Below are 15,431 nucleotides of genomic sequence, written 5' to 3' on the forward strand. Positions count from 1 at the left end.
CCGCAGAGTAGTTCGTGCAGGAACGGCGGAGCCATCAGCCCCTGGACCTGCGCACCACATGGACGGACGGCAGAGGCGGGGTGGTCATCGTCGGACGGCTCCGTGGTCCGTCCGCCGCGGGAAGAGACGGGCCAGTTCCTCGGCCAGGGCGGTGAGCTGGGCACGCCCGGGGTGTCCGGCGAAGGCCGCGATCTGGAGGAGGGATCCGCCCCCGCGCACGGTCAGCAGCTCGGTGTCGAGCAGCCCTGGGACGATCCGGCGGATCGCGTCGGTGGCGGCGGGTTCGGCGAGCAGCTCCGCCAGAGGCGTACGGAGACCGAGGGCTCCTTCGGGGAACTCGTCGGAGCGGGCGGCCGGTTCACGGGCCGCCTCGGCACGCTCGCGCTGGCCGGCCACCAGCAGGTGGGCCTCGGTCACCTCGTCGGGGTCCTGCGGCAGGCCGAGCCGCTCGTACTGGTCGTCCGGTGCCTCGCTCGCCCTCAGCCGCTCCACCAGCAGCCTGATCATGCGCAGTTCGACGGCGTCGTCGACGAGGGGCTTCTCCTGCTGAGGGTCGGTGGCCAGGTCGAAGAGGAGACTGCCGAAGCGCTGCGGTCCCAGCAGTGGTGAGGGGTTGGCGGCGATCCTGAGGGTGCGTACGCCCTTGGTGAAGCCGAACGGTTCGGCGAGGGCCAGATCGGACAGCTCTCCGGGGGTGAAGCGGCCCCGGATGCGGGTGGGCATCAGGGTGTGTTCGTACAGCGGCTGGTTGGTGTCGTCATGACAGGCCCGCATGTAGACATACCGCCCGTCGGTGACGTTCACGTGCCCGCCGAACATCCCGAACAGAGCCGATTCGCGGGGCTGTCGGGTGTCGGGGGCTTCGCGCAGCGGCCGTCCCTGCATGTCGGGGGTCCGGTCGACGCCGAAGAAGTCGAGGAGGGTCGGCGCGAGGTCGATCGTCTGGACGAGCGCGCCGTCGCGGCTGCCGGCACGGTCCGGGCGGCGTGGGTCGTGGACGAAGAGCGGGGTGTGGACCAGTTCGTCGTACCAGGGGGTGACGACCTTGGCCCACCAGCCCTTCTCGCCCAGCAGATAGCCGTGGTCGGTGCAGACGACGAGCATCGTGTCGTCCCACAGGCCGTGGGCGTCCATGGCGTCCAGGACCCGGCCCAGCGAGTGGTCGCACATGGAGAGCAGCGCGGCGTACTCGTAGCGGGCGTGCCGCACCTGGTCGTCCGTCTCGGTGACGCGGTTGTAGTCGGGCCAGTCGAAGTGCGGGCCCTCGTAGTCGTGCGGGTAGAGGTCCTTGTAGTGGTCCTGGGTGAAGAAGGGTTCGTGCGGGTCGAAGGTCTCGATCTGGACGAACCAGTCGTCCTCGGCGTGGTTGGTCCGCAGGAATTCGAGCCCGGCGTCGAAGGTCAGGGTCTGCGGCTGCTTCGCCTCGCTGTCCAGGTGCTGCCGGTTGACCCAGTCCTGGCGCCAGAGGTCGTTGCGGGTGGTGCGCAGGTCCTCGGGGATCTCCGGTTCGGCGACCTGTCCCTTCCAGGCGTCGCCCTCCTGTCCGCGGAAGAATTCCCAGGAGTTGTAGCGGCCGTGGTAGGTGGCACCGCCGTCCTCCCAGTAGTGCTGGTGGTCGCTGACGAGGTGGGTGTAGACGCCGTGGCGCTTCAGGATCTCGGGCATCGAGTCGTCGAACGGCTCCAGCGGGCCCCAGCCCCGGTGCAGGAAGTTGTGGCGGCCGGTGTGCAGTTCGCGGCGGGCAGGCATACAGGGCATCGAGCCCGCGTAGCAGGTGTCGTACGTGACCGTGCGCTCGGCGAGGCGACGGAAGTTCGGGGCGTGGATCCAGTCGGCACCGTAGGGCGGCAGCAGGTGCCGGTTGAGGCTGTCGAACATCACCATGACTGCCTTCACGAGGGGGTACGTCCTTCCGCGGCGGGGGCGGGTGCGAGGTCGCGGGCACAGCGGAAGCCACCGTGGCCCGTCGAGGAGTCGGGGGTGTTGTGGGAGCGTGCGGCGACCCGGTAGCGGTTGCAGTACGAGGCGTGGCACAGGTAGGAGCCACCGCGGATGACGCGTTCGCCCGGCCCGAAGGTGTCGGCGCACCACTCCCAGACGTTGCCCGAAGTGTTGTGGAGGCCGTAGCCGTTGGGGTCGTACGCCGTGACGGGCACGGTTCCGGTGCGGCCGCCGGGCCGCTCCGAGCGGTGCGGGAAGCGACCCTGCCAGGTGTTGCACATCTCGCGGCCGCCGGGGGTGAGCTCGTCACCCCACGGGTAGCGCGCGCCGTCCAGGCCGCCGCGCGCGGCGTACTCCCATTCGGCTTCGGTGGGCAGCCGGGCACCGGCCCAGGCGCAGTAGGCCAGTGCGTCGTCGTGGGAGATGTGGACCACCGGGTGGTCCGCCCGTCCGGCGAGGTCGGAGCCGGGGCCCTCGGGGGCGTCCCAGGAAGCCCCCGAGACCCCGAGCCACCACGGGGCCCCGGCCACCCGGCCGAGGACGCTGCCTGCGGCGGCCGGGTGGACGAGCAGGTGGAACACGTAGGAGCTGCCGTAGCGCTCGGCGTCGGTGCGGTAGCCGGTGGCCTCGGTGAACGCCGCCCAGTCCGCGTTGCTGACGGCGGCGGTGTCGATCGCGAAGGGCTCCACGCGCACCTCGCGCACGGGGCCCTCCCGGTCGGCGAGGTAGCCCTCGCCGAACGCGTCGCCCATCCGGAAGACGCCGCCGGGGAGTTCGGCCATCGCCCGGTGGGCCGCCGGTGCGCGGCGTGCCGACGGCAGCGGCAGCAGAGCCGTTCCCCGCCCGCCCCCACAGGGGCGCCCCGGGGTGCAGCAGGCGCTCACGCGAGGACCTCCGTCCGGTGGGAGCGTGGTGCCCGGGGCACGGGTTCGGGCGCGGCGGCCAGGAGCGCGCGGGTGTACGGGTCGCCCGGGTTCTCGCAGATCTCGTCGGCGCTGCCGCTCTCCACGATCCGGCCCCGGTGCATGACGGCGATGCGGTGGCTGACCTGCCGGACCACGGCGAGGTCGTGCGCGATGAAGACCAGGGCGAGGCCCAGGTCGCGCTGGAGGTCGGTGAGGAGGCCGACGATCTGCGCCTGCACCGAGACGTCGAGCGCGGACACGGGTTCGTCGCAGATGAGGACGGACGGTGCGGGGGCGAGCGCCCGGGCGATGCCGACGCGCTGGCGCTGGCCGCCCGAGAAGGAGCGCGGGTGCCGGTCGGCGACGGCCGGGTCGAGGCCCGCGAGCCGCAGAAGTTCCGCGACCCGTTCCTCCCGTTCGTCCCGGTCGCCGAGCCCGAAGGCGAGCAGGGGTTCGGCGACGATCTGCCCGACCGTCATCCGGGGGTTGAGCGAGGCGTAGGGGTCCTGGAACACCATCTGGACCTGGCGGCGCACCGCGTGGAGCTCGCGGCGCGAGGGCCGGGTGACGTCCTCGCCCCCCAGAAGCAGCCGTCCGCCGTCCGCGGGGTGGGCGTGCGCCAGTACGCGGGCCAGGGTGGACTTCCCGGAGCCGGACTCGCCGACGATGCCGAGGGTCTCCCCGGCGGAGAGGGTGAGCGACACCCCGTCGAGGGCGGTGAACCCCTTACGTCCCCGTATCCCGCGCCCCTTGTACGTCTTGCGCAGTCCCTCGGCCTCCAGGACGACGGCTCCCGGTGCGGGGCGGTCGATCCGGGAGGGAGGAGCGGGCGCGGGCAGGGGTTCGGTACGCCCGGCGGCGGGCGGGCAGGCGGCCCGCACCCCGTCGGCCAGCTCGACGAGCGGGGGTGCCGTGGTGCGGCAGCGGTCCTCGACGAGCGCGCAGCGGTCGGCGAAGGCGCAGCCGTCACCGAGCAGGGTGAGGTCGGGCGGGCTGCCGGGAATGCCGGTGAGCCGGGTGCCCGAGGGGGCGGAGAGGCGGGGGACGGCGGCGAGCAGGCCGGCGGTGTACGGGTGACGGGGCCGGGTGAGCACCTCGGCTGTGGGCCCGTCCTCGACGACTCCGCCGCCGTACATGACGAGGACGCGTTCGCAGGAGCGGGCGACGACGCCCATGTTGTGGGTGATGAGGACCAGCGCGGTGCCGGTCTCCCGGTTCAGGTCGGCGAGCAGGGTGAGGATCTGGTCCTGGACGGTGGCGTCCAGCGCGGTGGTGGGCTCGTCGGCGACGAGGATGTCCGGCTCGCCGGCCAGCGCCATGGCTATGAGGATCCGCTGACGCTGACCGCCGGAGAACTGGTGCGGGTGGTCGTCCACGCGGCGGTGCGGTTCAGGGATGCCGACCCGGTCCATGAGTTCGACCGCGCGGTCCCTGCGGGCGGACCGGTCGTGGTGCCCGTGGGCGCGGAGCACCTCGTCGAGATGGCGGCCGGCCGTCATCACGGGGTTGAGGGCCGTCATGGGGTCCTGGAAGATCATGCCGATGCGGGCGCCGCGTACGGCGCGCAGTTCGGCGTCGGTGGCGTCGGCCAGGTCGTTGCCGTCCAGCAGGACCGAACCGGTGGTGATGCGGCCGGTGCCGGGCAGCATCCGGGTCAGGGCGAGTGCGGTGGTGGACTTGCCGGATCCGGACTCGCCGACGACGGCCAGTGTCTCGCCACGGCGCAGCCTGAAGGAGACGCCGCGCACGGCACGCAGGGCCGAACCGTCGTCGGTCGTGAACTCGACGCCGAGGTCGTGGACTTCGAGCAGGTGCCGGTCGGTCATCGGCGTACCTCCCGGTTGAGCGCCTCGGCGACGAGTGAGAGCCCGAGGACGAGCGCGGTCACGGTGATCAGGGGGCCTGCCGCGAAGTGGGGGGCCTCGGCGAGGTAGGGCAGGGACTGGCTCAGTACGGCCCCGAGGGTGGGTTCCGGCGGCCGTACGCCCACGCCGAGGAAGCTCATCGCACCCTCGATGAAGACGGCGACGGTCAGTGAGACGGCGATCTGGACGATCAGCGGGTCCGCGGCGTTCGGCAGGATGTGACGGAACAGCACCCGTCGCCCGGAGCTGCCGCCGACCCGGGCGGCGGTGACGTACTCCCGCTCCCGCTGCACCAGGACCGAGCCGCGCAGCAGCCGGCCGAAGACCGGGATCTCGGCGAGGGCTATGACCAGGATGACGGGGGTTCGGCCGGGGCCGAGGATCGCGGTGACCGCGAGGGCCAGGATCAGCCCCGGGAAGGCGAGTACGAGGTCGAAGACGCGCTGCACGATCGTGTCCGCCACCGGATGCGAGGCGGCGAGGAGCGCGGCCAGGCAGCCGAGTACGGCGCCGAGGGGCACGGCGACCGAGATGATGCCGAGGTCGGCGCGGATGCCGTGGAGGACCCGGCTGAGCAGGTCCCGGCCGAGGTCGTCGGTGCCCAGCGGATGCCCGGGGGCGCCGAAGGCGGCGAGGCTCTGTGCGCTCTGCTCGGTGGGCCCGTGCCCGGCGAGCAGTGGTGCGAGCAGGCCGGCGAGAACGACCGCGCCGACGAGGACGAGGCCGGTGCGGGCACGTGCGGTGGACAGTGCGGCACGGTACGGGTGGCGTGGACGGGTCCGGCGGCCGGACTTGCGGGTGGCGGCGGGAGGGGGCGGTCCGGTGAGGACGGGGCCGTTCGTTGTGGTCATGGTTCACTCCCACCTGATCCGGGGGTCGAGCCAGGCGTACACGAGGTCGGTGAAGAGCTGGACGAGGACGAACACGGCGACCAGGAGGAGCAGCAGGTCCTGGACGACGGGGTAGTCACGGCGGACGAGCCCCTGTTCGGCGAGCTGGCCGAGGCCCGGCCAGGCGAAGATCGCCTCGACGAGCACGGCTCCGCCGAGCAGGTGCCCGGTCTGCATGCCGAGAAGGGTGACGACGGGCGGGAGGGCGTTCGGCAGGGCGTGCCGCCACAGCAGCCTGCGTGGCGCGACGCCGGCGGCGGTCGCGGTGCGGATGTAGTCCTCGGCCAGCGCGTGCTCGATCCCGTCCTTGAGGTAGCGGCCGAGGACGGCGGCGCTGGGGAGGGCGAGGCAGAGCGCGGGCAGCAGGAGGTACTGGACCGCGAGGTCGGGGGCGGTGAAGAAGGCGATCCGGCCGCCCGGGGGCAGCACGCCCAGGATCACGGCGAACAGGAGCACGAGGACGACACCGCTGATGAAGGGGGGCACGGCGAGTGCCGCTGTCGTGGTCACCCGGATCGCGGAGCGGATCCAGCGGTTTCGGGAGGTGGCGCCCATGACGCCGAAGGCCGTACCGAGCAGGACCACGAACAGCAGGGCAGCCAGGGTGAGTTCGACGGTGGCGCCGAGCCCGTCCCGGATCAGGTCGGAGGTCTGTCCGCCGATCGCGTACGAGGGGCCGAGGTCGCCCGTCACCAGCGAGCCGATCCAGTGCGTGTACTGCGTGAGGAGCGGCGCGTCGAGGCCGAGCCGGTCCCGGATCGCGGCGACCGTCGCCGCGTCCGCGTCAGGCCCCGCGAGGGTGCTGGCGGGATCGCCGGGGACGAGCCGCAGGATGGTGAAGATCAGGAAGGAGGTGACGAGCAGGACGAGGAGGGCGGAGGGAAGCCTCCGGAGCAGGTAGCCGCGCATGTCACACCAGGTAGGCGTTGTCGAGGTTGAGGTAGGAGAACTTGTTGAGCGTGACGCCGTGCAGCCCGGCGGCGGACACCTGGACCTGGCCCCGTACGACGAGGTCGATGATGAAGGCCTCGTCGAGCAGGATGCCGGAGATCTTCTCGTGCAGGGCGTTCGCCGCCGCCGTGCTGGTCTCGGGCTTCGTCCAGGCCTCCCGCACCACCGTGGTGTACTCGTCGGACCGGTAACGGGACGTGTTCTTGGCCTCGTTGAACGGATAGGCGCTCACCGCGAGCGTGGAGGGCTGGATCTGGGCGAAGCCGTGCCCCATGGTCCACAGGGCGGGCATGTCCTGGGAGATCAGCTTCTTCTGCGCGGTGGCGGGGTCGGTGGGCTGGAGCGTGACGTGGACGCCCACCTGCTCGAGGTCGTACTGGAGGGACTCGGCGATCGCGGTCTCGCTCGGAAGCGCGAGGTGCAGCAGGGGGAGTTCGAGCTTGGTGTGCCCCGCGGACCGGAGCAGTTCCCTCGCCTTGCCGGGGTTGTGGGAGTAGCGGGTGCGGTGGGCCTCGGTGAAGGCGGGCGAGGACTTGGGCCAGGGCGCGGCGGAGGCGAGACCGTAACCGCCGAGGGTCTGTGCGAGGAGCCGGTCGCGGTCGACGGCCCAGGCGAGGGCGTGCCGGACCGCCCGGTCGTCCAGCGGAGCGACGGTCGTGTTGACGCCGAGGTAGATGGCTCCGGCGCCCGTGTCGTAGTCGGTGACGGCGAGCCGCTTGTCGCTCTTGACGGTGCCGAGGTTCTTGCCGGGCACGTTGAAGGAGAGCTGGGACTGGCCGGAGCGCAGGGACGAGATCAGCGCGTCGGCCTGCGGGATCACGCGCAGTTCCACGCCGTCGAGGTAGGGGCGGCCCCGCTGCCAGTAGCTGTCGTTCCGTGTCAGGCTCAGCCCGGAGCCGGGGCTCCACTTCTTGAGCCTGAACGGCCCGGTGCCGATGAGCTTCCTGCCGGTGACGGCGTCCTCGACCGTCTCCGAGTCAGCGATGATCATGAACTCGAAGAGGTCGAAGAGGTTGTTCACGGGGTGCGCCAGCTTGAGCACCAGCTCGTGGTCACCCCGCTTCTCGAACCCGGTGATCGTCTCGGCGGTACTGCGCAACTGCGCCGCGCGCACCGGGTTCTGGAGGTTCTTCACCGCGAAGACGACGTCGTCGGCCGTGAACGTCCGCCCGCTGTGGAAGGTGACGTCGTCGCGCAGCCGCAGCGTGATGCTGCGCCCGTCCTCGGCGTACGTCCAGGAGGCGGCCAGCTCCGGTTGCGGGCTGAGCCGGTCGTCGTAGCGGGTCAGCGTGTTGAAGATCAGCCGGTGCTGCAGGGACTGCTGACTCTGCGAGAAGAGCAGGGCGGGCGCGAAGTCGGCGTTGACGGCGATGTCGAGCGTGCCGCCGCGTACGGGTGAGGGGCCCGCGCTCCGGGCGTCGGACGAGGCCTCCGAGACCGCCGAGCGGCAGCCCGCCAGGCCCAGTCCGAGAAGCAGGGTGCCGCCGCCCGCGGCGCGCAGCGTGGAGCGCCGGGACGGTCCGGTGGACGTGGACGGGTACAGCTCGGTCATCGAAGCCTGCCTGTGACGGTGGGAGGGAGGGCGGTGGACCGGGGCACGCGGGCGCTTTGCTTCCGCTGCGGCACGAATTGGGTGCGCGGGCGCGTCTCGTAGGAGGCGCGTTCCCGTACGGGGATACCAGGCCGCTGATCAGGCCGGGAAGGATCGGTCGAGCCCGGGACAGCCGCGTCGGCCGGAAGCATCGCCGAGCCGGTGTGGCGTCAGCGGCGCCCGTCGCGGGCCGGGGAGGAGAGGGTGGTGATCAGTCGCGGACAGCACAGACCGCGCTGGCCTGTCGACAGAGGTCGACGTGCCTGCGGGAGACAAGGCGCACATCCGGGTTCACGGGAGCAATATGACAGTGGCTCCGCCGGACGGTCAACCCGCCCTGTCCGCATCCTGGTACGCGTCCCCTCCCCCGCCCTTCACCCCCGGAGCTCACGCTCGGCGGCTGCCAAAGGGCTTCTGAACAGCGGGTTCAGCAGGATCGTGCCTGCCGCCACAGGCAATGCGGCCGTCCCGGCATGCGGACTGACGATGCGTTCGGGGTCCCCGCAGACATGGGAGAGATCGACCGCGGCGCCCCGGATCTCCTCCAGGTAGTCGGGGTTGAGGAGGCTGGAGTGTTCGGTGACCACGACCAGGTCGGGGTTGAGGACGTCGAGCAGCAGGGCCGCCGCCCGGCCGACCGCGCGGGCCCGCTCACGGAGCAGCCGGTCCGCCCGCCGGTCCCCCGCCGCTGCCGCGTCCACCACCAGGAACGCGTCCGGTTCGGGCACGATGCCCCGGCGCACGGCGGTCAGCGCGATCGCGGTGTTGGACGCCGTCGCCTCCAGGCATCCGGTTCTCCCGCATGCGCAGGGGGTCGTGGAGTCGGGTACGGGCAGGTGGGCCACGTCGCCCGCGCCGGACCCGGGTCCCTGGTGGACCACCCCGGCGATCCCCAGGGCGGCGTCGACCACGTTGCCGACGAAGAGATGGACGAGGCTGCGGCGGGCCGCGGGCCGGCCGAAGAGGATCTCCGACTGGGCGATGGCCCGGGCATGGTTGTCGAGCCGGACGTCGACTCCGCCCAGGCCACGGGCGAGTTCGGCCGCCAGCGGACGCTGGTGCCAGCCGAGCGCGTCGTGCCGGACCACCGTCCCCAGGGCGGGGTCCACCCAGCCGCCGAGCGCCGTCCCCACGCCCAGCAGGGGCCGGCCCTGGACCGTGTCGTCGAGGAACCCGCGCATGCCGTAGGTGATCCGGTGCGACAGGTCCCCGGGGGCGATGCCGTCGTGCGGGAGGTGGCGCCGGGCGAGGAGCCGGCCGCGCAGGTCCATGAGGCCGAACGTCGAGGCGGGCACGCCGATATGGATGCCGCCGGCCACCGGGCCCGCTGTTCCGTCGGGCTCCCCGGCCGTCCCGGTGTGCAGGTCGATCGGGATCTGGGGCCGGCCCACGCCGCTGCTCTCGACCAGTTCGGGCAGCTCTCTCACCAGGCCGAGGCGGACGAGGTCGGTGCACTGGCGCGAGACGGCGGCCGGGCTGAGCCCGCAGAGATCGGCGATCGTCCGGCGGGCGACGGGCCCGTGATCGAGCACCGTGCGCAGCACCGTGGCGGCGTTGGTCTCGCGGCGGCCGTCGCCGGTCGCCCGGGAGATCTGCGGGGCGGCTGTCATGGGGGCTTCCTTCGGTCCTGCGACGCCGGGGCATCGCAACATTACGGCGGCGTGAAATCGGTCGGGGCCTGGTGCCCGGTTCTCCGGCGGGCTGCGCACCACGTACGCGACCGGAGGAAGAACCGCAGGTCGGAGACGGTTTGACGGGACGTCACCGGAGGTCGTGCGTGCGTTGTGGGAGCGCTGATTCAACCATCGCCGGACGGCCTCCGGGGCACCGGCCGGTGCTTGACGCCCTCCGTGCGGCGCTGCGAGTCTCCGGGGCATGTCCGCGACGGCCGTTCCCGATGCGCGGCCCGCCCACGCCGGCCGCCCCACCACGCCGATGGCGTGTCCGGGCCGCTGTACGGCTGCCTGACCCTGCCCCCTCCGGCCCGTCCCGTACGACCGGGACGACCGCGTCCCGCACCACGGTCCAGCCACGCACCCAGCGCTCCACACCTCTCGCGCCCACTGTTGGGCCGATTACTTCCTCTCCAAGATTAATCAATGACCGGTCTTGGACGATCCCGAAAACCGAAGGGAATCCCGTCATGTCCTCAGCAACCACCGCTCCCGCCACCACTCCCACCGTCCAGAAGATCGGCGGCCGGATCGGCGCTGTGATCTCCGGAGTGCGCCTCGGCGGGGACCTGGACCCGGCGACGGTCGCCGGGATCCGGACCGCACTGCTGGCCCACAAGGTCGTCTTCTTCCGTGGCCAGGACCATCTGGACGAGGAGACCCACGAGGCGTTCGGCCGGCTGCTGGGCACGCCGGTCGCCCACCCCACCGTGCCCTCCGCCGACGGCCGGTACTCGCTCGGCATCGACTCCGACCACGGCGGACGCGCCAACCAGTGGCACACGGATGTGACCTTCGTGCCGGCCTATCCGGCCTTCTCGATCCTGCGTGCCGTCGTCATCCCTCCGTACGGCGGCAACACCCTCTGGTCCAACACGGCTGCCGCGTACGCCGAACTGCCTGAGCCGCTGCGCGTGCTCGCCGACAGCCTGCGCGCGGTCCACTCCAACGACTACGACTACGTGGCCGTGCGTCCCGAGGCCCGCCCGGAGGCCCTCGCCCAGTACCGCAAGGTGTTCACCTCGACGAAGTTCCAGACCGAACACCCGGTGGTCCGCGTCCACCCCGAGACCGGCGAACGCGTCCTGCTCCTCGGCAACTTCGTCCAGCGCATCAGCGGGCTGACCGGCCGTGACTCCCGCGCCCTCGTCGACCTGTTCCAGTCCCACATCGAGCGTCCGGAGAACACCGTGCGCTGGCAGTGGCAGACCGGCGACGTGGCCATCTGGGACAACCGCGCCACGCAGCACTACGGCGCGGACGACTCGGACGCCCACGAGCGCAAGCTCCGGCGCGTCACCATCGACGGCGACATCCCGGTCGGCACCGACGGCCGCTCCTCGACGCTGATCAGCCCCGAGGAGGTGCCCGACCCCTCGTTCGGCATCGCCTCCGGGGCCTCGACCGCCGAGGACGCCGAGGCGACCGGAGCCGCGGAGAAGACGCACGCATGAGCGGGCACGGTGACACACCCGTCCCGGCGGACGGTGCCACGGCACCGTCCGCCGGGGCGCCCCCGCAGGTGATCGTGATCCTCACGGACCAGCAGCGCTGGGACACAGCCGGAGTGCACGGCAACCGCGCGGGGGTGACGCCCGAGTTCGACAGGATCGCCCGCGAGGGCACCCTGTTCGAGCAGGCGATCACACCCAACCCCGTCTGCGCGCCCGCCCGTTCGGCCCTGCAGACCGGCCGCTACCCCACCGCTTCCGGCGTCTTCCGCAACGGGCTGCCGCTCCCCGAGGACGTACCCACCCTCGCCGGGGCGTTCGCCGGGGCCGGGTACACGACGGGCTACATCGGCAAGTGGCATCTGGCGGGCGAGGACGGGCCGGACGGCCCCGTACCGCCCGGGCGACGGGGTGGTTACGAGAAGTGGCTCGCCTCGGACCGCCTGGAGTTCACCTCGGACGCCTACCGCACGGTGGTGCACGACGAGGCCGGGGATCCGGTCCGGCTTCCCGGGTACCGCTCGGACGCCCTGATCGACGCCGCCATCCGCTTCGTGGCCGACCACCACGACCGCCCCTATCTGCTCTTCGTCTCCCTGCTCGAGCCCCATCACCAGAACCCCACCGACGACTACCCGGCGCCCACGGGCTACCGCGAGCGCTACGAGGGCGCCTGGCTGCCGCCGGACCTGGCGGCACTCGCGCAGGGCGCACCGCAGGGCGGCGCGCACCGTCATCTCGCCGGATACCTCGGCCAGATCAAGCGGGTCGACGAGGGAGTCGGCCGACTGCGCGACGTGCTCCGGAGCCTGGGCACGGAGGACAGCACGGTGCTGGCATGGACCGCGGACCACGGCTCCCACTTCCGTACGCGCAACAGCGAGTACAAGCGCTCCGCCCACGAGTCGTCCGTGCGGGTGCCCCTGGCACTCACCGGTCCCGGATTCACCGGCGGCGGGCTGGTCCGGCAGCCGGTCGGCACGGTCGACCTGATGCCCACGCTGCTGGAGGCCGCGGGCATCGCCGTACCGGACGGCGTCCAGGGCCGGTCCCTCCTGCCGCTGACCGGCGGCGGCCATGACCCCGGCCGGTCGGGGTCCGTCCTCGTCCAGATCAGCGAGGACCGGGTCGGCCGTGCGGTGCGCACCTCACGGTGGAAGTACGCGGTGGACGCGCCGGGGGCGGACGCCTGGAACGAGCCGGACGCGGGGCTCTACACGGAGACCGAGCTGTACGACCTGGCGGCCGACCCGTACGAGCTGGACAACCTCGCCGGGCTCGCCTCGCACCGAGGGGTCGCCGACGGGCTGCTGGCGGAACTGCTGGAGTGGCTGGAGCGGATCGAGGGTGTGAAGCCCGTGATCGAGCGGGCCGCTGCCCGGCCGGCCGGGCAGCGTCGCGCGGAGCCGTTCCCGGCCGAGGTGCCCTGGGAGGGGGTGAGGTTCGGTCACCGCCCCAGCCCCTGAAGGGGCGCGCTCTCCTGACCAGGGCACATCAATCCGAGCGGGCCGAGGCCACGGGCGGCACCGATTGCGTGATCAAAAACTGGTGCGGTTAACATATGAGCACCGCCTAGCTCGAAAGATGGACTTGTGACTGCCACCGAGGACTCGTTCACCAATTGGAAGACCCGCGAGGAGATCGCGGAGTCGATGATCCCGATCATCGGGAAGCTGCACCGGGAGCGGGACGTCACGATCCTGCTCCACAGCCGCTCCCTGGTGAACAAGTCGGTGGTCAGCATCCTCAAGACCCACCGTTTCGCCCGGCAGATAGCCGGCGAGGAGCTCTCGGTCACCGAGACGCTGCCGTTCCTGCACGCCCTCATGGCGCTCGACCTCGGCCCGTCGCAGATCGATCTGGGCATGCTCGCCGCGACGTACCGGACGGACGACCGCGGCATGTCGGTGGGCGACTTCACCGCCGAGGCCGTGGCCGGCGCCACGGGCGCCAACAAGACGGAGCGCCGCGAGGCGCGCGACGTGGTGCTCTACGGGTTCGGCCGCATCGGCCGCCTGCTGGCCCGCCTGCTCATCGAGAAGACCGGCTCCGGCAACGGCCTGCGGCTGCGCGCCATCGTCGTACGCCAGGGCGCCGGGCAGGACATCGTGAAGCGCGCCTCGCTGCTGCGCCGGGACTCCATCCACGGCCAGTTCCAGGGCACGATCACCGTCGACGAGGCGAACAGCCGCATCATCGCCAACGGCAACGAGATCCAGGTGATCTACTCCGACGACCCGACGGCGGTGGACTACACGGCGCACGGCATCAAGGACGCCATCCTCATCGACAACACGGGCCGCTGGCGCGACCGCGAGGGGCTGTCCAAGCACCTGCGCCCCGGCATCGCGAAGGTCGTCCTGACGGCGCCCGGCAAGGGCGACGTCCCCAACATCGTGCACGGGGTGAACCACGACACGATCAAGCCGGACGAGCAGATCATCTCCTGCGCCTCCTGCACCACCAACGCGATCGTCCCGCCGCTGAAGGCGATGGCGGACGAGTACGGCGTGCTGCGCGGTCACGTGGAGACGGTCCACTCGTTCACCAACGACCAGAACCTGCTGGACAATTACCACAACTCGGACCGCCGGGGCCGCTCGGCACCGCTCAACATGGTCATCACCGAGACGGGGGCCGCCTCCGCCGTCACCAAGGCGCTGCCCGACCTCGACGCGAAGATCACCGGCAGCTCGATCCGGGTCCCGGTGCCGGACGTCTCGATCGCCATCCTGAACCTGCAGCTCGCGCGCGGCACCGACCGCCAGGAGGTCCTCGACTACCTCCGCAACGTGTCGCTGACCTCGCCGCTCAGGCGACAGATCGACTTCATCACCGCTCCCGACGCGGTCTCGAGCGACTTCATCGGCTCGCGCCACGCCTCGATCGTCGACGCCGGAGCCACCAAGGTCGAGGGCGACAACGCGATCCTCTACCTCTGGTACGACAACGAGTTCGGCTACTCCTCCCAGGTCGTCCGGGTCGTCCAGCACGTCTCGGGGGTCGAGTACCCGACCTACCCGGCACCGGCGGTCTGACCCTGCGGCCGACGGCTCCCTGTGTCGGGAGCCGTCGGCCGCGCCGGTTCGAGGTGCCCTGGCCACGAGGCGCACCATGTCGCGGATGCCGGTCAGGCGGGACATGCCGAAGGGCCGGCCGTCACCGGCGCAGCCCCGCCGTCAGCATCGGCAGGGCGTGGCGCAGTTCCCTGTACCCGTAGGTACCCGTGTGTCCGCCCGGATAGAGGTGAGTGGTGACAGGAGCGCCCAGAGTGGTGAGCCGGTCGCTCAGCATCCTCGTCTCCTCGCCGCAGACGGCCTCGGTGACGGATACGACACCGTCGTCGGCGAGAGCGACCCATTTTTCGGTTCCGGGGATGTGGGGATCGGGCTCGTCCCCGTCGAGCGGACCGGGCTTCCCGTCACCGGAGGCCAGGTAGACGGGCGTACGACGCAGTCCTGCGGCGTGGTGGTACGGATCCCAGTCGAGCCAGGTCTTCCACTGCTTCCACGGGTCGCCGAAGATCGCGTAGCCGTCCACACCCACGAACTTCGCTCCGGACAGCCACATCTCCGGGTGCCTGACCGGATGCACGGGAGCCCCGAACGCGGCGACGGCACCGAACAGGCCCGTGACGCGGGCCGCGAGCCCCAGGACCCCGAATCCGCCCTGGGACTCCCCCGCGGCTGCCCTGTTCGGCCCGGCCCCGTAGTCCCGCTCCACCAGCGGCACGACCTCCCGGAGAAAGTACTTGCGTACCTGGGGTGCGCCTCCCTTGCCGTGGTTCCACCAGTCCGTCCAGAACCCGAACAGCGGCATGCCCGGCATGACCACCAGGACGTCACGCAGCTCGTCCAGCTCCTGCACCTTGAAAAGCTTCGTCCAGGCGGTGTGGTCTCCGTCTCCACCTGCCAGCAGATAGAGGGTGGGCCAGCGGTCAGCGGGGCTGCGGCGGTCCCAGCCGCGTGGGGTGAGCAGGGCCACGGTGCTCCGGCCGCCGAGAGCCGGGGAGTCGACGGTCAGTTCGACCAGCCGTTCGTCGAGGCGTCGTTCGGTGACGGCTCCGCCGGCGGCGCCGACGGGGGCGGCACCGAGGAGGGCTCCGGCGCCCAGCAGGGCCCCGCCCGCCAGTACGGTGCGGCGTGTGTGTGGGTGCGACATACC

General features: G+C 71.7%; 12 protein-coding genes. 3 read left to right on the plus strand and 9 right to left on the minus strand.

The features are described from left to right. Positions 1–84 precede the first annotated feature (84 nt). The 8 genes from ACIP63_RS16400 to ACIP63_RS16435 form a co-directional block, all read right to left on the minus strand. Positions 85–1,896, minus strand: a complete 1,812-nt coding sequence (locus tag ACIP63_RS16400) for a sulfatase (RefSeq protein WP_401516093.1) — start codon at positions 1,894–1,896, stop codon at positions 85–87. Next, positions 1,893–2,723, minus strand: coding sequence for a formylglycine-generating enzyme family protein (locus ACIP63_RS16405; protein ID WP_401516913.1), 831 nt, complete (start codon positions 2,721–2,723; stop codon positions 1,893–1,895). Before ACIP63_RS16405 ends, ACIP63_RS16400 begins: the two co-directional genes overlap by 4 nt. A 98-nt stretch (positions 2,724–2,821) precedes the next feature. Then, entirely contained in the window at positions 2,822–4,672 is a 1,851-nt protein-coding gene (locus tag ACIP63_RS16410) for a dipeptide ABC transporter ATP-binding protein (protein WP_401516096.1), read from the minus strand. Continuing rightward, on the minus strand, positions 4,669–5,562 hold the full coding sequence (locus ACIP63_RS16415; RefSeq protein ID WP_401516098.1) for an ABC transporter permease: 894 nt from the start codon (positions 5,560–5,562) through the stop codon (positions 4,669–4,671). The genes ACIP63_RS16410 and ACIP63_RS16415 overlap by 4 nt, the downstream gene beginning before the upstream one ends. A gap of 3 nt (positions 5,563–5,565) precedes the next feature. Next, positions 5,566–6,510 (minus strand): ABC transporter permease, encoded by a 945-nt coding sequence (locus tag ACIP63_RS16420; protein WP_401516101.1) that lies wholly within the window; start codon positions 6,508–6,510, stop codon positions 5,566–5,568. Between the two features lies 1 nt (position 6,511). Beyond that, positions 6,512–8,104 carry an ABC transporter substrate-binding protein gene (locus ACIP63_RS16425; protein ID WP_401516104.1) on the minus strand — a complete coding sequence of 531 codons (1,593 nt, stop codon included), beginning with the start codon at positions 8,102–8,104 and terminating at the stop codon, positions 6,512–6,514. Between the two features lie 250 nt (positions 8,105–8,354). Next, positions 8,355–8,534, minus strand: a complete 180-nt coding sequence (locus ACIP63_RS16430; protein ID WP_401516107.1) for a putative leader peptide — start codon at positions 8,532–8,534, stop codon at positions 8,355–8,357. Further along, on the minus strand, positions 8,518–9,753 hold the full coding sequence (locus ACIP63_RS16435) for an ROK family protein (protein ID WP_401516110.1): 1,236 nt from the start codon (positions 9,751–9,753) through the stop codon (positions 8,518–8,520). Before ACIP63_RS16435 ends, ACIP63_RS16430 begins: the two co-directional genes overlap by 17 nt. Before the next feature lie 533 nt (positions 9,754–10,286). On the opposite strand from ACIP63_RS16435, the gene ACIP63_RS16440 reads away from it, so the two are divergent. From ACIP63_RS16440 to ACIP63_RS16450, 3 genes are all read left to right on the plus strand, one after another. Beyond that, on the plus strand, positions 10,287–11,270 hold the full coding sequence (locus ACIP63_RS16440; RefSeq protein WP_401516113.1) for a TauD/TfdA dioxygenase family protein: 984 nt from the start codon (positions 10,287–10,289) through the stop codon (positions 11,268–11,270). Then, complete coding sequence (locus tag ACIP63_RS16445; protein WP_401516116.1) at positions 11,267–12,733, plus strand: sulfatase-like hydrolase/transferase; 1,467 nt, start codon at positions 11,267–11,269, stop codon at positions 12,731–12,733. Before ACIP63_RS16440 ends, ACIP63_RS16445 begins: the two co-directional genes overlap by 4 nt. 126 nt (positions 12,734–12,859) lie before the next feature. After that, positions 12,860–14,305: a glyceraldehyde-3-phosphate dehydrogenase gene (locus tag ACIP63_RS16450; RefSeq protein ID WP_401516119.1), complete on the plus strand. Its 1,446-nt coding sequence runs from the start codon at positions 12,860–12,862 to the stop codon at positions 14,303–14,305. 121 nt (positions 14,306–14,426) lie between these two features. Here ACIP63_RS16450 and ACIP63_RS16455 read toward each other — a convergent pair whose 3' ends face one another. Beyond that, complete coding sequence (locus ACIP63_RS16455) at positions 14,427–15,428, minus strand: alpha/beta hydrolase (RefSeq protein WP_401516121.1); 1,002 nt, start codon at positions 15,426–15,428, stop codon at positions 14,427–14,429. Positions 15,429–15,431 lie beyond the last annotated feature (3 nt).

Source organism: Streptomyces sp. NPDC088746, assembly GCF_044751065.1.
Taxonomy (GTDB): domain Bacteria; phylum Actinomycetota; class Actinomycetes; order Streptomycetales; family Streptomycetaceae; genus Streptomyces.

Bases quoted from the DNA above. Each gene is read 5' to 3' on its own strand.
- ACIP63_RS16405 (WP_401516913.1), bottom strand. From the start codon at position 2,723: ATGGCCGAACTCCCCGGCGGCGTCTTCCGGATGGGCGACGCGTTCGGC.
- ACIP63_RS16440 (WP_401516113.1), top strand. From the start codon at position 10,287: ATGTCCTCAGCAACCACCGCTCCCGCCACCACTCCCACCGTCCAGAAG.
- ACIP63_RS16435 (WP_401516110.1), bottom strand. From the start codon at position 9,753: ATGACAGCCGCCCCGCAGATCTCCCGGGCGACCGGCGACGGCCGCCGC.
- ACIP63_RS16410 (WP_401516096.1), bottom strand. From the start codon at position 4,672: ATGACCGACCGGCACCTGCTCGAAGTCCACGACCTCGGCGTCGAGTTC.
- ACIP63_RS16420 (WP_401516101.1), bottom strand. From the start codon at position 6,510: ATGCGCGGCTACCTGCTCCGGAGGCTTCCCTCCGCCCTCCTCGTCCTG.
- ACIP63_RS16425 (WP_401516104.1), bottom strand. From the start codon at position 8,104: ATGACCGAGCTGTACCCGTCCACGTCCACCGGACCGTCCCGGCGCTCC.
- ACIP63_RS16445 (WP_401516116.1), top strand. From the start codon at position 11,267: ATGAGCGGGCACGGTGACACACCCGTCCCGGCGGACGGTGCCACGGCA.
- ACIP63_RS16455 (WP_401516121.1), bottom strand. From the start codon at position 15,428: ATGTCGCACCCACACACACGCCGCACCGTACTGGCGGGCGGGGCCCTG.
- ACIP63_RS16415 (WP_401516098.1), bottom strand. From the start codon at position 5,562: ATGACCACAACGAACGGCCCCGTCCTCACCGGACCGCCCCCTCCCGCC.